The sequence below is a fragment of the Rathayibacter sp. Leaf296 genome, from assembly GCF_001423045.1.
GTDB lineage: Bacteria > Actinomycetota > Actinomycetes > Actinomycetales > Microbacteriaceae > Rathayibacter > Rathayibacter caricis.
Window position 1 is genome coordinate 467035 of sequence record NZ_LMNR01000001.1, and the last position, 18718, is coordinate 485752.

Below are 18718 nucleotides of genomic sequence, written 5' to 3' on the forward strand. Positions count from 1 at the left end.
ATCACGACGCTAGAGTCGGCTCCCGAGTACCCACGGTGCCGATCACGAAAGGGACACCAGAATCATGACCTTGAACGGACTTGTCGCCGGCATCTGGCGGAGGTGGATCGTGATCGTCGCCTTCACGCTCATCGGGATCATCGGCGCCCTCATCGTCAACGCGGTCGTGCTCCCTCAGTACCGGGCCGAGGCCCGCGTCTACGTGGCGGTCTCGACCACGGGCGCGCTCTCGACCAGTGACCGGGTGGCCGCGAACAGCGCCGCGGCGCAGGCGACGGTCACCTTCGTCGCCCTGGGCACCTCCGACACGGTCCTGCAGGGCGTGATCGACAGCCTCGGGCTCGACGAGACGATCGAGGACCTCGCGTCGCGCGTCGAGGTCACCTCGGAGCTGGAGTCCGTCGTGATCACCATCGCGGCGACCGACCCGAACGCCGAGCAGGCGGCGGTGATCGCGAACGCCCTCGCGGCGCAGCTCGACGCCTCCGTGCAGGGCACCGAGACGCCGGCGGTCACCGCTCAGCCCGTCCCGGTCATCCAGCTCGAGGTGCTCAGCCAGGCGATCCCGCCGCTCATCCCCGTCACGGGAGGCCCGATCGTCCTGCTGATCCTCGGTCTGCTCGCGGGCGCCGTGATCGGCGTCGGAGTCGCGATCGTGCTGACCGCGCTCGACCGCCGCATCCGCGACGGCGACGACGTGCGCACCGCCCTCGAGCGCCCGCTCCTGGGCGTCGTGCCGTCGAAGGTGGCGAAGCTCGGCGAGCTCCTCGCGTCCAACCGCATCCCGGCCCGGTACTCCGCCGTCGCGTTCGAGCTGTCCTCGATCGGCCGCGCCCGCTCGGTGAGCTCCTTCGCCCTGGCTCCCGCCACCTCGAGCACGCCGCACATCACGAGCGCCGTGCTCCTCGCCAAGGCGATCGCCGCCGTCGGCTCCTCGGTGATCCTGGTCGACGCCACCGCCGACGGATCGGCCCTCGCCGACGCTGCCGCGGGCCGTCCCGGGCTGCGGGACGTCGCGTCCGGCACCGCCTCGCTCGACGCCGCCGTGGTGCGCCGCCAGGACGACGGCATGGACCTCCTCCCCGCCGGTGGTCGCAACGCCGCCGCTGCCGGGCGTCCGGAGGCTCTGCGGGCCGTCATCCGCGAGCTCGAGCAGGTCTACGACATCGTGCTCCTGATCACCGGAGTGGTCGGCTCGACCGAGGAGTCCATCGCGTTCCGCGGGCTGGCCGACGCGGCCGTGCTCGTCCTCGTCGAGGGCAAGGTCGAGGGTCGCCAGGCCGCCGCCGACACCCACTGGATCGAGACCGCCGGTACCCCGGTCGTCGGCGCGCTCGTCGTGGCCCGCCGCCGCCTGCAGAAGACGCCCGCGATCGTCTGATCGCCTCCCCCTGAAGCGCGTGCCGCCCGACTCCCGTCGGGCGGCAGGCGCTTTCGTCGTCTGCGCCCCTCTCGTCGGTCGGGCAGCCCCGCCGACTCCGGCCGGGGGTGGATCTCGATACGCCCGCTGTGCGGGCTACTCGATCAGCAGGGGTGCGGGGCTTCGGAGCGCCCACGAGGGCGCCCCTCTCGCTGGTCGAGTAGCCCCGGAGGGGCGTATCGAGACCCACGGCTCCGAGCGGTGGTGGATCTCGATACGCCCGCTGTGCGGGCTACTCGATCAGCAGGGGTGCGGGCCTTCGGAGCGCCCACGAGGGCCCCCTCTCGCTGGCCGAGTGGCCCCGGAGGGGCGTACCGAGACCCACGACCCCGAGCGGTGGTGATCTCGATCCGGCCGTTGAGCGGCCCACTCGATCAGTAGGAGGTGGGCTCGAGCGACCCACCCCGCAACGACAGCGCCGCCCCCGTCAGGACGACGGGGGCGGCGCGGGTGCTCGGGCAGGCGTAGGGCCGGTCAGTGCGTCACGGGGTGCAGGGCTGCGTTCCGACGGGGTCGGCGCCCGAGTTGGAGCAGCTGAGCGTGTTGCCCTCGGTGCTCCACTTCGACGGCTGGTGCAGGTAGACCGGCGCCGACGTCGAGCCGACGGCGAGGTTGCCGTCGATCGAGTTGTCGTTACCCGAGCCGTCGGCGCGCGTGATGACCTGGTAGCCGTACGTCGTGCCTCCGGTGGCCGTGTTGCCGCTGACCCGCCACTCGTTGCCCGACACCAGGACGAGCGAGGCGACGTCGGAGTCGAGGCGCGACCCGGCCGAGACCGTGTTGCCGAGGATCGACCCGTCGAGCGTGCCCTCCTTCGCCTCGATCGGCTCGGCCCCCGTGTCGCTGATCGTGTTGTCGATGATCGAGATGCGGGCGGAGCGGTCGGGGTCGCAGTCGTTGTACTTGCACCAGTTGCGGTCGGAGGTGCCGATGTAGACGCCCTCGCCGAACTTGGCGGTCACGAGCCCCGTGCGGCGGATCGTCGTGCCGGTGATCAGCGAGTCGGTCGTCTGGCTGCGCAGGTGCACCGCCTCGTAGCCGATCCCGGTGACCGTCAGTCCGGCGATGGTCACGCCCTCGCTCTCGAGCACCTGGACGCCCTGGAAGGAGTCGCGCACCGTGAATCCGGTGAGGTGGACGTCCTCGACGTCGTTGAGCATCAGCGCGGTCCCGGAGGAGACGCCTCCGGAGGTCACGACGGCGTCGGGGGAGCCGCAGAGCCAGACGTCCTTCTTCTTCCGCAGCGCGAACTCGCCGGTGTACTCGCCGTCGGCGAGGCGGATCACGTCGCCGGAGCCCGCGGAGCGGAGCGCCGAGTCCAGCTCGCCGGAGTCGGACACCGTCGTCGTGGGGGTGGGGCAGTCGAAGGCGGCGCTCACCGCGGCGCGCTGCGAGCGCATCGCGTTCGTCGTCGAGACGGACTCGCTCAGGCGGGCGCGGCTGCCGGAGCCGTCGACTCCCTCGACCCAGTAGCGGTAGGCCTCGTCGGCGGAGGCGTCCTCGTCGCGGTAGAGGCGCACGGGGTCGGCGACCGAGGCGAGCTTCCGCTCGTCGGAGCCGTCGGCCTTCGAGCGGAAGACGTCGTAGGACTCGGCGCCGGACGAGAGCGGTGCGTTCCACGCGACCGCGTAGCCGTCGACCAGCGGAGCGAGCGTCACTCCGCCGACCGCGAGCCCGTCGGCCGAGAGCACGAACGCGTCCACGATCAGGTTCTTCCCCGACGACTTCGGGTTCTTCTTCCCGGTGAACGAGACGGTCACGGTGTGGCGGCCCTGGTCGAGGCCGTTCTTCTCGAAGACGGGCACCTGGTACTCGGCCCTCGGGCTGTAGCGGTCCACCGCCGTCGCCGGACCTCCGTCGATCGAGACGTCCGCGATGCCGGAGGAGGAGGTCGTGCGGCTGAGCCAGCGGAAGGACGTGCCGATGAAGTCGAACGAGACGGAGCCCGCCGAGGTCAGGTACTTCATCGAGCCTCCGCTGTCGCCGCCCTTCAGGTTCTTCCAGCGTCCCTTCCACACGAGGACGGGGTCGGTCTCCTCGGCGACGAGCGGAGCGGTCGCGGACGGGGTCAGCGCCGGTCGGGCGGGCGTCGACGGGTCGCTCGTCGGGACCTCCGGCTCGTCGGTCGGGGTCGGTGCGTCCGAGGGGGTCGGCTCCGGAGTCGATCCGTCGCCGCGGACGATGTCGAACGCGTCGATGACGAGGTTCTTGTCCTTCGAGGCCGCGGCCCGCGTGCCGGTGTACGAGATCGTGACCGTGTGCTCCGCGTCCGGCAGCCCGCTCCGAGAGAAGACCGGCACCTTGTACTTCGCGGTGGGGCTGTAGCGGTCGACCGAGGCGATGTCGTCGCCGTCGAGCGAGACGGAGGCGATGCCCGCGTAGGAGGTGGTGCGGCTGATCCAGGTGAACCCGGTGCCGCGGAACGTCAGCGTGACCGATCCCGCGCGATTGAGGAAGCGGATGCCTCCGGCGCTGTCGCCGCCGGACATGGTGCGCCACGGCCCGTCGTAGACGAGGGCGGGGTCGCCCTCCTGCACGCGGACGGTGTTCCCGGCGCCGGGGTCCAGGGTGTCCGCCGAGGCGGCCTGCGAGACCAGCGGGGTGGCGAGGAGGGCGAGTGCCGCGACGAGGGCCCCGACGATGACGCCGCGGCGTCGGCGCGCGGGGCGGCTCCGCTCGCGGGGGAGGGTGTGCGGTGAGGGGTTCACGAGTGGCTCCGGGGGCTCAAGGGGGCTCAGGGGGCGTGCGGTGGGACGTGGGTTGGGAGAGTGCGAGCCCTGATGCGGGCTTCCTGGCTGCCCTCGACGCCGGTTCGCGGCGCCTCTGCCCGCAGGGACGGGCAGGCGTGGGATCGCTGCGATCCGGGCGGGCGGGGACCGGCCGGGCTCGACGGCGAGAGGATGCGGTGACGGACGAGGAGGGGATCCGGGCTTCGGGGTGGGGCCGCGGGAACGCCTCCATCCTACCCGTGACCGCTGTCCCACTCCTTGGGGGTACGAGCCGATACAGTCCGACGTGACGGAGAATTCATCTCCCCGATTCATCGGCGAAACATGCAGCTGAGATAACGTCATGAGACCCTCGGGCCGGACTCCCGGTGCCGGCGGCGCCGATCGGGTCGATCGAGCGCGACGGGGATCACGGAGGGTGGCGATGGACGGGATCACGACCGGCACCGCGTCGACCGACACCCCCGCACCCACCCCGACCCGACGGGGCAGCGGACGCCGGGCCAAGCGGGTCGTCCGGGCCGTCCCGCGCTGGTGGCTCCTGCTGCGGCGGGTGCTCCTCGTGCCCCTGCTCGCGCTCGCCCTGCTCGGCGCCGGGATCCCGCTCTACGTGACTCCGCCCATCGAGCGGATCCCCGAGCAGGCCGACGCCGTCTTCGTCCTCGGTCCCTCCACCCGGGCCCGCGTGGAGTACGCGCGCCGCATCATCGAGTCGGGTGCCACCGACGTGATGGTGCTGTCGGTGGGCCCGGAGGAGATGCAGGCCGACTACGAGGACAAGAAGTACAAGAAGTGCAACGAGGAGGGCGGCGACGTCCTCTGCTACGCGGCCGAGCCGCTGACCACCCAGGGCGAGGCCCGTCAGCTCGAGCGGATGGCCGAGGAGTACGGCTGGGACTCGGTGATCGTGATGACGAACGAGCCGCACATCGTCCGCGCGCGGATGATCATGGAGCGCTGCTACTCGGGCGAGATCTCGATGATCCCCTCGAACGAGCCCATGGGACTCGACTACCTGATCGGCCAGTACTTCTACCAGACCGGCGGATTCCTGAAGGCGTTCTTCGTCACGAACACCTGCTGAGCGCTGCGATAGTGTTCATGCGCGTCGCGCCGAGGTGCCTCGCGAGGACGTCCGGAGCACTCCCGGGGAACGCCCGGCCGGCGGATCGCCCCGCCGGGCGACGCGACAGACCCCGACCCGCACCCGAAAGGCCCGCCTGTGACGCAAGCACGCTCGATCTTCGCCGTCGGACGAGGACAGTACGAGAACATCGGCGACATCATCCTGCGGCGCCAGCTCCTCGACTGGCTGCGCGAGGCGGGTCCGATGCACGTGTACGTCGGGAACTCGCCGTGGGGCTACGACGACGGCCTGCGCCTGGGCCCGGACGACAAGGTCTACCGCTCGCTGGTGCGCTGGTACGCGGCCCTCGCCCGCGAGGCGCTCGCCGGTCGTGCGCACTCGGTCTTCAAGCCGGGCGAGATCCAGCTGACGCTGATCGGCATGAAGGAGCACCTGGTCATGCTCCCCGGGATCGCCCTCGTGCGCCTGGGCGGCGGGAAGGTCATCCGCGCCGGAGTCGGCACGAGGAACTTCGCCCCGCTGCCGCGCGCGATCATGTGGCCGTCGATGGCCCTCTCGAGCTACACCCGCTGGCGCGACGACCGCACCGCCTCGTACATGCGGGTGGGAGCGGCGATGCCGGACCTCGGCTACGGCGAGGGCGCGACGGACGACGAGATCCGCTCGTTCCTGCAGGAGCCGGAGGACGAGCGCCGCATCCTCGTCCTCTCCCTCCGCGAGGACCACGAGGTCGACGCGCGTCCCTACCCCCGCAAGGAGTGGCTCGACGCCATCGCCGCGTACGCGCAGGGCGAGGACCTCGACATCCACGTGGTCACCCAGGTCGCGGTCGACTCCGACCGGTCGCGCCGTCTGGCCGCCGACCTCGGCGCCGAGCTCCTGGACTGGGACCCGAGCGACACCCACGACCAGCACGAGGTGAAGCTCCGCGAGCTCTACCGCCGCACGCGCATCGCCCTGAGCGACCGCCTGCACGTCATCATCATGGCCTTCACGGAGGGCGCGGTCCCCGTCAGCCTGCAGATGGACTCCTCGACCAAGGCGTCCCGCCACTTCGAGACGATCGGCGTCGACGGCGTCACCCTCGACATGTCCAAGGCGCGCCCCGAGGACGCGGTCGAGTTCCTCGGCGCCGTCGCCGGACGCCGTCGGGAGCTGCTCGAGGCACTGCTCGAGGCGCGCGCTCGCCTCCGCGGCGTGCGCGACGACATCCAGTCGCTCCTCCGCACGCCCAGCCGGGGGAGTCGCGCCCGCGGTGCCGCCGCGAAGCGCCCGGTCTACCACGTGGGCCGCAGCGGCGAGGTGCCCGGGGGCATGACCCAGGTGGTCAACGGCTACCTGGCCTGGCCCTTCGAGCGCTCCGAGGTCGGAGTGATCTCGTCGCGCACCGCTCCCGGCGAGCACGTGGCGGGGGCCCGCCTGGCGGCGTCGGCCGCCGCGAGGATCGTGGCGCTCGCCCGGCGCGAGCCGCAGGCCGTCGTCGTCGTGCACCTCTCGGAGCGGGGCTCGTTCCTGCGCGAGGGGTCCCTCCTGCGCCTGGCGCACCGCCTGGGCCTGCGCACCGTCGCCCACCTGCACGGCAGCGAGTTCGCCGCGTTCACCCGGGCGCACCCGTCGCTGGTGAAGAACGTGCTGCGGAGTGCGGACGAGGTCATCTCGCTCTCGGACGAGACGTCCGAGATCTGCCGGCGCTACGTGCCCGCCGACCGCGTGCACCTCGTGCCGAACGCGATCGAGAAGGGGACGCCGTCGGCCAAGACCGACACCGTCGTCTTCGGCGGAGTCGTCAGCCGGCGCAAGGGCGTCGACGTGCTGCAGAAGGCCTGGGCCGACCTCGCGCAGGGCGACATGTGGCGCCTGCTCGTCGCGGGTCCGATCCGCGAGGAGGAGATCGTCGACCGGAGCATCCCCGGCATCGAGTTCCTCGGCTCGCTCGAGCACGACCGCCTGCTCGACCTGCTCGACGAGGCGGCGATCGCGGTCCTGCCCTCGCGCGACGAGGCCATGCCGATGTTCATCCTCGAGGCCATGGCGCGCGACGCCGCCGTCGTCTCGACCGCCGTCGGCGGGATCCCCGAGGTGCTGTCGGAGGGTGTCGGCTCGGTCGTGCCCGCGGGCGACGCCGAGGCGCTCGCCTCCGCGCTGCGCGAGCTGATGGACGACGCCGAGGCGCGGGCGCGGATGGTCGAGCGGGCTGCGCGCCGGTTCGACGAGCGCTTCTCGGCGACCGCGGTCTTCCCGCGGGTCGAGGACGTCTGGCTCGGCACCGTCGCGCGCTGACCCGCGAGGTGCGCGGTCGGACTCGACCGCGCACCCGGGGACCGGCGACTCGCCGGGGATAAGGCTGGGGAAGAGGCGCCGGGCGCTCGTGCGCCGGGCGGGGGCGTAAAATCGACGTGCCTGCGGGATCCGGCGGGTCCGCCCGCGCGGCCGACGCCCGCACCGGACCGCATCCCGCCGCCCCGTGAGGCGGACCTCCCCGCATCCTCCGCCGAACGCACCACCAGAGAGGCTCGATCGTGGCCGAAGCCGCCGACACCGCCCGGACGACGAGCCGCACCTGGCTCCTCCCGCTGGGCCGCGCGATCGTCGCCGCCGTCGCCGGATGCACGGTCACGTTCTCGCCCGACCACAGCCCGGTCCTGGGGCTGGCCGTGTTCGCGGGCTTCGCGCTGCTCACCGGCGCGCTGTCGCTCCTCCTGGCGCTGCGCACCCTCACCGGTCCCGGACGCGCTCCCGCGCTCGTGTCGGCCGGAGTGACGCTGCTCGCGGGAGTGCTCGCGCTGGTCGCGCTGCCCGTCCCGTCGCTGATGCTCTTCATCGCCCTCGTCTCGGGCTGGGGACTCGTCGCGGGCACCTTCGAGCTGGTCTCCGGACGCCGCCGCAGCGGACTCGCCGCGCGCGACTCCGTCGTCGTCGGAGCTGGGACGCTCCTGCTCGGAGCGGCCTTCGCGCTCCTCCCGCCCCACCCCGTCGTCTCGGTGGGGCTCCTCGGCGCCTACGCCGTGATGGTCGCCGTCTACCTCGGGATCGCCGCGTTCTCGCTCAAGTGGGCAGGCGCCTCCGACGCCGTCGCGCCCTCCACCCCGACCACCGGAGGAGACCGATGACCGCCGAAGGCCCCACCCCCGACTCCGGCTCGACCCCGGGCGCCGACGACGAGCACTTCACGCCCCGCACGTTCCAGCCCACCCGCAAGGACCGGCTGCGCCCGCTCGAGCTGATCGGCTTCTCGGCCGTCATGGCGCTGTTCGTCGGCGGCGTGGTGCTGCTGTCGACCCGCGAGATCGTGGTCGCGCTGATCTCGTTCGGAGTGACGTTCATCGTCGTGCTCGTCGTGATCGCGATGTTCTCGCTCACGTTCAAGCCCGACGGCGCCGAGATCGCCGACATCGACGAGCAGGACCGCGGGCACGGGGCCTGATCCCCGCCGCGGTCCCGTGACCGCCTGAGCGCGTCCTTCGACCGCTGCCGTGTCGGAGGTGCGCGTTAGCGTGCCGCCGTGGCTGAGCAGATCGGACGATGGTGGCGGCGCCGGCGCTTCTCGCGCGGCGTGGACGTGCCGTACCCGGTCGGCACCTATCGCGAGGCCTGGCGGTCGTACCCGGTGCTCGTGCGCCAGTACCGGCCGGAGTACAACGAGGGCATCGTCCTGAGCCAGATCCCGCCGGCCGCCGACGTCTACCTCTGCTGGCTCTGCGACACGGGTCACCTGTTCGTGGCGACGCCCGAGGAGCAGCGGATGCGGCCGGGGCGCGAGCGTCGGCGCTCGTCGTGGTGCCCGGACTGCGCCGAGGCGGCGGCTCCGCGGGCGCCCCGGGCGGCGCCGATGCGGGAGGACGTGGGCGAGCCGATGGTGGTGGCGCTCGCTCGGGCCGCGTTGCTTGATCCGGGGCGCGCCGCCTCCGCGGCGGCTGTTGCTGCTGCTCCCGCGCGTGCCGCACGCACCTCCACCCGTCGTCCTCCTCGGCTCTGCTCGAAGACGCCCGATCTGCCCGTCGGCGAGCCGTTCGCGAGCCGCTGCGCTCCTCCGCCCGCCTCGGCCGTCGAGGCGCGGCTGCGGGCTCTGCTCGCCGAGCGCCTGCAGTTCGAGCCCGGGCTCACGGCGGTGCGGCTGCGGCAGCCGTTCTTCGACCATCTCGAGGCGTGGCCGGATGTGGTCCTCGCCGAGCTGCGCGTCGCGATCGAGTACGACTCGACCGGTCGGCACGGGCTCGAGCACGTCGGGAAGCGCGAGGAGGCCGACCGGAGGAAGGACCGCGCACTGCGGGCGGCCGGCTGGGAGGTGCTGCGCGTGCGGACGGGGAGGCTCGCTCCGCTCGGTCCGTTCGATCTGTCCGCGTCGGCGGTCTCGCCGGCGCTCGCGGATCGGGTCCTCGACCGGCTGCGCGAGATCCGCGGGCCGCTGCTCGTGGACGCGTGGTGCCGCTGACTCCGGTGCTCGTCAAGTGCGCAGCGCCAGGGCCTCGCTGACCCAGCGGCGGTGCGTCGCCCACGGATCGGGTTCGCCCGCCCGCATCGTCTCGACGTGGCGGTCGAGGGCGGGGCTCCGCGCGAACCACTCCGTGCGCTCGAGACGCTCGGCGGCGAACTGCGCGTGCCGGTGCTGCTCGAGCGCACGGCCACCGCGCTCGAAGGCCAGCAGCTCCTCGTGCCGCAGCTGGTGCAGCCGTTGGCGCGGGTTGGCGCTCGTGCCGATCTTCAGCCGGTCGCCGAAGCGGATGTAGTACACCACCTCGACGCGCGGCGGCCCGAGCTCGCCGTCGGGCACCTCGCCGTGCCGCCACTCGCACGCGGCGCAGAGCCAGGCCGACGGCAGGCGGACGCCGAGCCGGGAACCGCAGACGGGGCACGGCGACGGCAGCGCGTCGACGACTCCGTCCTCCCGGGCGACCCAGTCGTGCGCGAGGCCGAGGTGCGCCGCGCACAGCGCGACGGGTGCGCCCGCCTCGGTCGGCAGAGCGCACCCGTCGATGCTGCAGGCGGTGACGGCGGCGGTGCGGCGGCGGGGCATGCCCCGACGCTACGCACGACCGCCGACACGGGGGTGGCCGCCCCCGTCAGTTCAGGCGGTCGACCAGGGCCGAGGCGGCGCCCGTGTAGCCCGCGGGGGTCAGCGCCAGCAGGCGCGCCTTCGCAGCCTCGCCGATGTCGAGACCGTCGACGAAGGCCGCGAGGTCCTCGGCGCCGAGGCGCTTGCCGCGGGTGAGGTCCTTGAGCATCGCGTAGGGGTCGGTGATCGAGGAGCGGCCGGCGGTCACCTCCGCGCGGATCACGGTCTGGATCGCCTCGGCGAGCACCTCCCAGTTGGTGTCGAGGTCGGCCGCGAGCGCGCGCGGGTCGAGGTCGATCTCGAGCAGGCCGCGCGCGATGTTGTCGAGGGCGAGCAGGGAGTGGCCGAAGGCGACTCCGATGTTGCGCTGCGTCGTCGAGTCGGTCAGGTCGCGCTGCAGGCGCGAGGTGACGAGGGTCTGCGCGAGCGAGTCGAGCAGTGCGCTCGAGAGCTCGAGGTTCGCCTCGGCGTTCTCGAACCGGATCGGGTTGATCTTGTGCGGCATCGTCGACGAGCCCGTCGCTCCGGCCTGCGGGATCTGCCGGAAGTAGCCGAGCGAGATGTAGGTCCAGATGTCGGTGCAGATGTTGTGCAGGATCCGATTGGCGTGCGCGGCCTTGCCGTAGAGCTCGGCCTGCCAGTCGTGCGACTCGATCTGGGTGGTGAGCGGGTTGAAGTCGAGACCGAGCGAGGTGACGAACTCCTCGGCGAGACCGGCCCAGTCGACGTCGGGATCGGCGGCGAGATGCGCGGCGAACGTGCCGGTCGCTCCGCTGAACTTGCCCAGGTACTCCGTGGCGTCGATCTGCGTGAGGACGCGCTCGAGGCGGTACGCGTAGACCGCGAACTCCTTGCCCATCGTGGTCGGCGTCGCCGGCTGGCCGTGCGTGCGGCTGAGCATGGACTCGTCGCGGTAGCGCACCGCCAGCTCGCGGAGGGAGTCGACGACCGAGCGGAGCTTGGGCTGCCAGATCTCGCCGACGGCCTGCCGCACGACGATCGCGTAGGAGAGGTTGTTGATGTCCTCGCTGGTGGCGGCGAAGTGGGTGAGCTCGGCGATGCGGTCCAGACCCAGGTCGGCCAGCCAGTGGCGGACGAGGTACTCCACGGCCTTCACGTCGTGGCGGGTGGTCGCCTCGAGGGTCGCGAGCTCGTCGATCTCGGCCTGGCCGAAGTCGCGGGCCCGACGGCGCAGCTCCTCGGCAGTGGCGGCGTCGACGGGCTCGGAGCCGAACAGCCGGCGGTCGGTGAGGGCGAGCAGCCACTCGACCTCGACGTGCACCCGCGCCCGGTTCAGGCCCGCCTCCGAGAGGTACTCGCCGAGCGAGGAGACGGCGGAGCTGTAGCGGCCGTCGAGCGGGCTGAGCGGCTGGAGGGGGAGCGTCATGCGGTGGTGCCTTCCGGTTCTCGGGGGGAGTCGGTGAGGGACGCGCGGTTGCCGCGCAGTCCGGGTTCGATCTGGGCGAAGAGCGACTCGCAGGCCCGCTCGATGAGCGCGAGCACGGAGTCGAACGCCGCCGCATCGGAATAGTAGGGGTCGGGCACGTCGCCCTGCGGGGAGAGCCCCGGCTCGAAGGCGAGCAGTCGGCGGACCTTCTGGCGGTCGACGTCCGTCCGCGCCCAGGAGCGCAGGGCCCGCTCATGACCGTGGTCGAGGGCGACGACCAGGTCGAACTCCTCGAACCGCGAGGGATCGAAGAGCTGGGCGCGGTGGCGGGCGCCGTCCAGGCCCCGTCGCTCGAGGGCGTCGAGCGCGCGGTGGTCGGCCTGCTCGCCGAGATGCCACTCGCCGGTGCCGGCCGACGTGATCTCGATGACCGAGCCGAGGCCTGCCCGCTCGGCCAGCGAGCGCAGGACGACCTCGGCCATCGGCGATCGGCAGATGTTGCCGGTGCAGACGAAGCACACGGCGAAGGCCGAGGGCGCGAGGGGGCGGGGGGTCACCCGCTCATTCTGGTGCACGAGGGCTCCCTCACACCCGGTCGATCCGCTCCGTCGTCCCCCGAACCGACCCGGCGGCGCCCGGCCGTGCGGTCGCGTGGCGATGCTGGCTCCGCGGGGGCCCGATGACGGAGGCGAGCACGGTGATCGAGCACACGGCGCAAGGGGCGGGGCCGCAGCTCCGCGCTCTCGCCGAGAGGGTGGGCGAGCTGCGGGCGGAGGCGGCGGGGCTCGTCCCCGACGCCGACTGGGAGGACGCGGCGGCGAGGGGCTTCGCGGAGCGGGCGGCCGGGGTCCTGGGCGATCTGGCGGTCCTCGAGGCGAGCGCGGCGATGCTCGCGGAGGGCGTGCGGTGACCGCGCGGGTCGAGACGCTCGAGCTGGACGAGCGGAAGCGGATGCTGAGCGTCCTCGGGGCGGGTCTCGCCGAGTGCGCGGCCGGGGTGGACGCCGCGGCACCGGCCGTCGCGCTCACCTCGCCCGAGCGCTCGGGTGAGCTCGCCCTCCTCGGTGCGCGGCTGCGCCTGCTCGCCGAGGAGGCGGACGTGCTGCGGGCGGCTCTGGCGAGCGCCGCGGCCGCGTACGAGCGGGCGGAGGAGCCGCCGCCGCTGCCGCCCGGGTCCGCTCCCGTCGTCGCGGTGGTCGCCTTCGCGCGACGGGCGGAGGAATCGCTCGAGCACCGCGCACCGACCGCGCTCGCGGACGCCGCGGCTCTCGTACGCGCGACGACGGACGCTGTGCACGGTGTCGGAGCGGCGCTGCTGGCCGGCGGCGACCGGGCTGCGCTCGAGGAGGAGCGCGACGAGCTGGTGCGGGCGCTGCTGGGTGATCCGCTGGTGCTCGAGGGGATCCGCGCGCTGATCTCGACGATCGGGCTGGGGACCGAGATCGGGGTACTGCTGCTGCCGCCGCCGATCGCGGCCGCACTCGGGGCGCCGCCCGACGAGCGGGTGATCGGCACCGGTGTCGGCTCGGCGTCGGGGGTGCTCGTCGTGCTCGGGACGCTGCTGGGTGCGGTGCCTCCACCCGGTGAGCGGCGGCTCCGTCTCGAGGAGGCGGATCCTCCGGCGCCGCCGTTCGGATCGGTCGCCGCCCCGCCGCGCGGCTGGGGCGAGCTCGCGGCGCGGGTCCCGCCGAGCGACCCGGACGGGCCGCAGGTCGTGATCGAGCGCTACGGATCGGAGTGGCTCGTCGCCGTCTCGGGGACGACCGACTGGAGCGGGGATCCCGCGCAGGCCTTCGGGGCCGCCGCGAACCTGCAGGCGATGAGCGGGGGCGCCGGGACCTCGGTGCAGGGGACGCTGGCCGCGATGGAGGCGGCGGGCGTGCCTCCGGGGGCGCCCGTCACGATCGTCGCGCACTCGCAGGGCGGGCTGATCGCGGCGCGCGTCGCGCAGTCGGGGCGGTACGACGTGCACGACGTGGTCGCGTTCGGCAGTCCGATCCGGGGCCTGGACCTGCCGGACGGCACCCGGACCGTGTCGGTCGAGCACTCGGACGACCTGGTGCCGGCTCTCGCCGGCTTCGGGCGGACGAGCGCGCTGGAGCCGGGCGTCGTCCGCGTGGAGCGGGGGTCCGATCCCGCCGCGACGCTGCAGGAGGGCGCCGTGCCCGCGCACGCACTCGACTCCTACGTCGCCACCGCGCAGACCCTCGACGGCGACCCGCGTCTGGCGGTCGCTGGAGCGGGGCTGTTCGCGCTGTGGCGCTCGGCACCCGACACCCGGGTCGGCGTCCGCGTGACGACGGTGCCGGTCAGCTCTCGCGGCCCCGCAGGAACGGGCGCACGAGGAGCCCGATGAACCAGTTCACGATCGCGAGCACGAGGGCGCCGAGCACGCCCCACCAGAAGCCGTCCACCTCGAGTCCGAACCCGAACAGGCCGCTGACCCAGGCGGTCAGGAGCAGGAGCGCCCCGTTGACGAGGAACGAGATCAGTCCGAGCGTGAGCAGGTACAGCGGGAACGCGACCACGCGGATCACCCCGCCGACGACGGCGTTGACGACTCCGAAGATCACCGCCACCAGGAGGTACGTGAGGACGGCGGCCGTGGCACCCTCCTCGTACGGAGCGACGCGCACCCCCGCCACCACGAGCGTGGTGAGCCAGATCGCGACGGCGTTGGTCAGGAGGCCGAGGAGGAGTCTGCGCATGCCTCCACTATCCCGGTCCGCGAGGCGGCCCGCGAGGGCCGGTGGATCAGAGGGGGTCGTCGATGGACGGCGAGGGGACGGGCGGGCAGAGCGAGGGGTCGCTGCCGCAGTCGGGGATCGGCTCGATCGGGGGCTGCCGGGTCGGAGTGGGCTCGGGCTGCACCGGCGGTTCCGGCTGCGCGGGGGGCTGCGCCGGGGGCTCGGGCTGCGCAGGGGTCGCCGTCGGCTGCGGCTCGACGGGCGGCTCGGTCGGAGTCGGCTCCGGGGTGGGCTGCGCTGGCGGGGGAGTGGCTGCGGGCGGTGCGGGCGCCTGCGTGGCGCGCGGCGGGACTCCGCTGCCGGGAGGCGGGATCAGCGGGTCCCGCGCATCCAGTACGGCTCGGGCGGGAGCAGCCAGACCGCTGCGTGCAGCGACGGCCGCCTCGAGCTCGCCCATCGCGGCGCGCAGGGCGGCTCGGCGGGCGCTCGATCCCGCTCCGGAGGCGAGGGTGCCGGCACCGAGGCCCAGCACGCGGTCCGCGACGACCAGCTCGGCGTCCACGGCGGCATCGGCCGCGGCCGTGAGCTCCTCCGTCGAGACGCCGGCGAGGGCGGCGGTGAGAGCGGGGACGGAGGCCAGGAGGTCGCCCCTGGCGCTGCCCTCGACCGAGCGGTCGGTGGCCGCGAGCAGGGCGAGCACGTCGTCGCGGACGCTCAGCGCCCGCTCCTTCGCCGCGGTGAACTCGGCCGGAGCGGTCACCTCGATCGACGTCTCCCGCGCCGTCGGAGGGGGACCGGCCGCGTCCTCCTGAGGGGTGCAGGCGACGACCGCGAGGGTCAGCAGGCCCGCCGAGACGGCGGCGACGACGCGGTGAGGCGCCCGGTGCGCACCAGGGCACCGCTCGGTTCGCCGTCGACTCCGCATGACGGCACCTTATCGGGGGACATGGCCACAATCGGCCCCCGAAGAAGGGAGCTTGCCGCGGGCCAGGGGGTGTGTGTCCTCCCTGCCGCCTACCATGGGCGGGTGACAGACCCGTCGGCCCCTCCCGTCCGCCTCCGCCCCGAGATCCTCGCCCTCCCGGCCTACCGCCAGGGTCGAGCGGCGGCCGCCGACGCGTTCAAGCTGTCGTCGAACGAGAATCCGTTCGATCCGCTGCCCTCCGTCCTGCACGAGGTGCAGTCGGTGAGCGACTTCAACCGCTACCCCGATGCGGCGGCGACCGCCCTGCGGACGGCGCTCGCCGACGAGTACGGCGTCGGGCTCGACGAGGTGATCGTCGGGGCCGGCTCCGTCGCCGTCATCGCGCAGCTCATCAGCGCGGCGGCCGGAGCGGGCGACGAGGTCGTCTACGCCTGGCGCTCGTTCGAGGCGTACCCCTCGCTCGTCACCACCGCCGGAGCGACGAGCGTGCGCGTCCCGCTGCGCGCCGACGACACGCACGACCTCGACGCGATGGCGCTGGCGATCACCGAGCGCACCCGCCTGGTCGTCGTCTGCAGCCCCAACAACCCCACCGGCACGATCGCGACCGCCGACGACGTCGAGGCGTTCCTCGAGCGGGTCCCGAGCGACGTCCTCGTCCTCCTCGACGAGGCGTACGCCGAGTTCGTCGACGACGAGCGCGCCGTCGACGGCACGGCACTCCTCGGCCGGTACCCCAACCTCGTGATCGCCCGCACCTTCTCGAAGGCCTACGGGCTCGCGGGCCTGCGCGTCGGCTACGCGATCGGCCACCCGCGGATCCTCGACGCCGCCCGGTCGACCGCGATCCCGCTCTCGGTGACCCGGTTCGCCGAGACCGCCGCCGTCGCGTCCCTCCGACACCGCGAGGAGCTGCTCGAGCGCGTGCACCGCATCGTCGCCCTGCGCGACCGCGTGCAGCAGTCGCTCCGGGAGGCGGGCTGGACGCTGCCCGACTCGCAGGCCAACTTCCTCTGGTTCGACACGCGCGAGCAGACGGAGTGGGCCGCGGGTGTCTTCGAGCGGGCCGGAGTCGTCGTCCGGGCGTTCCCGCCGGAGGGCATCCGGGTCTCGATCGGCGAGGAGGAGTCTGTCGACAAGCTCCTCTCGGCGGCGGCCGAGATTGTGGGGTCCCTCCCGCAGGGGCATCCCGCGAGGCGGATAGGTTAGTCGGGTGGTAGTCACCAGCACGGAGTCGCCGACGGTCCAGTTCCTCACCGCGGACGGGCGCTTCGCCCCGACCCCCGCGGCAGAGCAGTACGCCTCGTTCCTCGACGGGATCGGCGAGGAGCAGCACCGCTCCTTCTACCGCGAGATGGCGGTGGTGCGCCGCTTCGACAAGGAGGCCGCGAACCTCCAGCGGCAGGGTCAGCTCGGACTCTGGGTGCCCAGTCACGGCCAGGAGGCGGCGCAGGTCGGCTCGGCGTTCGCGATGCGCCCGCAGGATCACGTGTTCCCCTCCTACCGCGAGCACGTCGTCGGCAAGATCCGCGGCATCGACCTGCTGAACGTCCTCGCGCTGCTGCGCGGCACCACGCACGGCGGCTGGGATCCCACCGATCCGGCGAACGGCAACTTCCACCTCTACACGCTCGTGCTCGGCTCGCAGGCCCTGCACTCCACCGGCTACGCGATGGGGCTGACCTTCGACGGGGCGACCGGCACCGGCGACCCCGAGAAGGACGCGGCGGTCGTCGTCTACTTCGGGGACGGCGCCTCGAGCCAGGGCGATGTCAGCGAGGCGATGGTGTTCGCCGCGAGCTATCAGACGCCCCAGGTCTTCTTCCTGCAGAACAACCACTACGCGATCTCGGTGCCCGTGGCGACGCAGTCGCGCAGCCCGCTCTACCTCCGCTCCTCCGGATTCGGGATCCCCGGCGTGCAGATCGACGGCAACGACGTGCTCGCGAGCTACGCCGTCACCGCGAAGCACCTCCAGGACGCCCGCTCGGGCGGCGGACCCCAGTTCATCGAGGCGCTCACCTACCGCATCGGCGCGCACACCTCGAGCGACGACCCGACGAAGTACCGCACCGACGACGAGCTCGCCTCGTGGATCGCGAAGGACCCGCTCACGCGCTTCTCCGCCTACCTGCGCTCCGAGGGCGTGGAGCAGGCCTTCTTCGACGAGGTCGACGCGGAGGCGGAGGATTACGCGTCCGACATCCGCCGCCGGCTGCTCGAGCTGGAGGCGCCGCCGGTCGACGTGATCTTCGACCACGTGTACTCGGAACCGCATCCGCAGGTGGCCGAGCAGAAGGCGTGGCTGCAGCGCTACGAGGACTCGTTCGGAGGCGACCCGCGATGACGATCGACACCAGCACCACGGCTGCCCAGCCGCACCTCTCCGAGGAGCAGCTCCAGTCGATGTCCATGGCCAAGGCGCTCAACGCCGGCCTCCGCCGCGCGATGACCGAGAACGAGCGCGTCCTGCTGATGGGCGAGGACATCGGCCCCCTCGGCGGCGTCTTCCGCATCACGGAGGGACTGCACGCCGAGTTCGGACCGCAGCGCGTCCTCGACACCCCGCTCGCCGAGTCCGGCATCGTCGGCACCGCGATCGGACTCGCCATGCGCGGCTTCCGCCCCGTCTGCGAGATCCAGTTCGACGGCTTCATCTACCCGGCCTTCGACCAGATCACCTCCCAGCTGGCCAAGATGACCAACCGGCACGAGGGGCAGCTGAGCATGCCCGTCGTGATCCGCGTTCCGTACGGCGGGCACATCGGAGCGGTCGAGCACCACCAGGAGAGCAACGAGGCGTACTTCGCGCACACCGCCGGCCTCCGCGCGGTGAGCCCGTCCACGCCCAACGACGCCTACTGGATGATCCAGGAGGCCATCGCCTCGGACGACCCGGTCATGTTCTTCGAGCCCAAGAGCCGCTACTGGCCCAAGGGCGACGTCAACCTGCGCGCCTCCGCCGCCCCGCTGCACGCCTCCCGCGTCGTGCGGCCGGGCACCGAGGTGACGGTCGTCGGCTGGGGTCCGATGGTGTCGGTGCTCCTCCAGGCCGCCGAGCTCGCGGGCGAGGAGGGGACGAGCGTCGAGGTCGTCGACCTCCGCTCGCTCTCGCCGATCGACTGGGAGCCGCTGCTCGAGTCGGTGCGCCGGACCGGCCGCCTCGTCGTCGCGCAGGAGGCGTCCGCGAACGTGAGCCTCGGCTCCGAGATCGCGGCGACCGTCACCGAGCGGGCGTTCTACTCGCTCGAGGCGCCCGTGCTGCGGGTCGCCGGCTTCGACACCCCGTTCCCGCCCGCCAAGGTCGAGAAGATCTTCCTCCCCGACGTCGACCGCGTGCTCGAGGCCGTCGACCGCTCCCTCGCGTACTGACGCTCCCGCGTCCCGTCCGACGCGTCCGCGTCCCTCCAGCGTCAGAAAGCAGATCCCGA

Annotated in this window: 17 protein-coding genes; 11 read left to right on the forward strand and 6 right to left on the reverse strand. The window is 72.9% G+C overall.

Going from position 1 to position 18718, the window contains the following annotated elements:
• The first annotated feature begins 70 nt into the window (after nucleotides 1-70).
• Nucleotides 71-1381, forward strand: coding sequence for a Wzz/FepE/Etk N-terminal domain-containing protein (locus tag ASF46_RS01965; RefSeq protein ID WP_162240150.1), 1311 nt, complete (start codon nucleotides 71-73; stop codon nucleotides 1379-1381).
• Nucleotides 1382-1902: 521 nt separating this feature from the next.
• On the opposite strand, the gene ASF46_RS01970 is transcribed toward ASF46_RS01965, so the two are convergent.
• Complete coding sequence (locus tag ASF46_RS01970; RefSeq protein ID WP_056866207.1) at nucleotides 1903-4128, reverse strand: right-handed parallel beta-helix repeat-containing protein; 2226 nt, start codon at nucleotides 4126-4128, stop codon at nucleotides 1903-1905.
• A gap of 445 nt (nucleotides 4129-4573) precedes the next feature.
• Between ASF46_RS01970 and ASF46_RS01975 the strand changes: the two genes are divergently transcribed.
• The 5 genes from ASF46_RS01975 (at nucleotide 4574) to ASF46_RS01995 (ending at nucleotide 9668) form a co-directional block, all read left to right on the forward strand.
• Entirely contained in the window at nucleotides 4574-5233 is a 660-nt protein-coding gene (locus tag ASF46_RS01975; RefSeq protein WP_056866208.1) for a YdcF family protein, read from the forward strand.
• Between the two features lie 138 nt (nucleotides 5234-5371).
• A complete protein-coding gene (locus ASF46_RS01980) occupies nucleotides 5372-7516 on the forward strand; it encodes a glycosyltransferase family 4 protein (RefSeq protein ID WP_056866209.1) in 2145 nt (714 codons plus the stop codon).
• 239 nt (nucleotides 7517-7755) lie between these two features.
• Nucleotides 7756-8346, forward strand: coding sequence for a DUF308 domain-containing protein (locus ASF46_RS01985; protein ID WP_055785928.1), 591 nt, complete (start codon nucleotides 7756-7758; stop codon nucleotides 8344-8346).
• A complete protein-coding gene (locus tag ASF46_RS01990) occupies nucleotides 8343-8660 on the forward strand; it encodes a hypothetical protein (RefSeq protein WP_235576829.1) in 318 nt (105 codons plus the stop codon). The genes ASF46_RS01985 and ASF46_RS01990 overlap by 4 nt, the downstream gene beginning before the upstream one ends.
• A 78-nt stretch (nucleotides 8661-8738) precedes the next feature.
• A complete protein-coding gene (locus ASF46_RS01995; RefSeq protein WP_056866210.1) occupies nucleotides 8739-9668 on the forward strand; it encodes a hypothetical protein in 930 nt (309 codons plus the stop codon).
• A gap of 12 nt (nucleotides 9669-9680) precedes the next feature.
• Here ASF46_RS01995 and ASF46_RS02000 read toward each other — a convergent pair whose 3' ends face one another.
• Genes ASF46_RS02000 through ASF46_RS02010 form a run of 3 tightly spaced genes read right to left on the reverse strand, consistent with a single transcriptional unit; the run spans nucleotide 9681 to nucleotide 12233 of the window.
• Entirely contained in the window at nucleotides 9681-10250 is a 570-nt protein-coding gene (locus ASF46_RS02000) for a GIY-YIG nuclease family protein (protein ID WP_056866211.1), read from the reverse strand.
• Nucleotides 10251-10296: 46 nt separating this feature from the next.
• Nucleotides 10297-11676, reverse strand: coding sequence for an adenylosuccinate lyase (purB, locus tag ASF46_RS02005; RefSeq protein WP_056866212.1), 1380 nt, complete (start codon nucleotides 11674-11676; stop codon nucleotides 10297-10299).
• Entirely contained in the window at nucleotides 11673-12233 is a 561-nt protein-coding gene (locus ASF46_RS02010) for a low molecular weight protein-tyrosine-phosphatase (protein ID WP_200919650.1), read from the reverse strand. The genes purB and ASF46_RS02010 overlap by 4 nt, the downstream gene beginning before the upstream one ends.
• A gap of 140 nt (nucleotides 12234-12373) precedes the next feature.
• Between ASF46_RS02010 and ASF46_RS02015 the strand changes: the two genes are divergently transcribed.
• Entirely contained in the window at nucleotides 12374-12586 is a 213-nt protein-coding gene (locus tag ASF46_RS02015; RefSeq protein ID WP_157602157.1) for a hypothetical protein, read from the forward strand.
• The gene (locus tag ASF46_RS02020) at nucleotides 12583-14031 is read left to right on the forward strand and encodes an alpha/beta hydrolase (RefSeq protein WP_056866214.1); all 1449 of its coding nucleotides are present in this window, start codon (nucleotides 12583-12585) and stop codon (nucleotides 14029-14031) included. Before ASF46_RS02015 ends, ASF46_RS02020 begins: the two co-directional genes overlap by 4 nt.
• On the opposite strand, the gene ASF46_RS02025 is transcribed toward ASF46_RS02020, so the two are convergent.
• A complete protein-coding gene (locus ASF46_RS02025; protein WP_056866215.1) occupies nucleotides 13985-14383 on the reverse strand; it encodes a phage holin family protein in 399 nt (132 codons plus the stop codon). The two genes, ASF46_RS02020 and ASF46_RS02025, sit on opposite strands and share 47 nt — an antisense overlap.
• 46 nt (nucleotides 14384-14429) lie before the next feature.
• A complete protein-coding gene (locus ASF46_RS02030; protein ID WP_056866216.1) occupies nucleotides 14430-15287 on the reverse strand; it encodes a hypothetical protein in 858 nt (285 codons plus the stop codon).
• Between the two features lie 102 nt (nucleotides 15288-15389).
• On the opposite strand from ASF46_RS02030, the gene hisC reads away from it, so the two are divergent.
• Genes hisC through ASF46_RS02045 form a run of 3 tightly spaced genes read left to right on the forward strand, consistent with a single transcriptional unit; the run spans nucleotide 15390 to nucleotide 18659 of the window.
• The gene (hisC, locus tag ASF46_RS02035; RefSeq protein ID WP_056866217.1) at nucleotides 15390-16496 is read left to right on the forward strand and encodes a histidinol-phosphate transaminase; all 1107 of its coding nucleotides are present in this window, start codon (nucleotides 15390-15392) and stop codon (nucleotides 16494-16496) included.
• A gap of 4 nt (nucleotides 16497-16500) precedes the next feature.
• Nucleotides 16501-17634, forward strand: a complete 1134-nt coding sequence (locus tag ASF46_RS02040) for a thiamine pyrophosphate-dependent dehydrogenase E1 component subunit alpha (RefSeq protein ID WP_056866218.1) — start codon at nucleotides 16501-16503, stop codon at nucleotides 17632-17634.
• Between the two features lie 59 nt (nucleotides 17635-17693).
• On the forward strand, nucleotides 17694-18659 hold the full coding sequence (locus ASF46_RS02045; protein WP_416351485.1) for an alpha-ketoacid dehydrogenase subunit beta: 966 nt from the start codon (nucleotides 17694-17696) through the stop codon (nucleotides 18657-18659).
• Nucleotides 18660-18718: the final 59 nt, after the last annotated feature.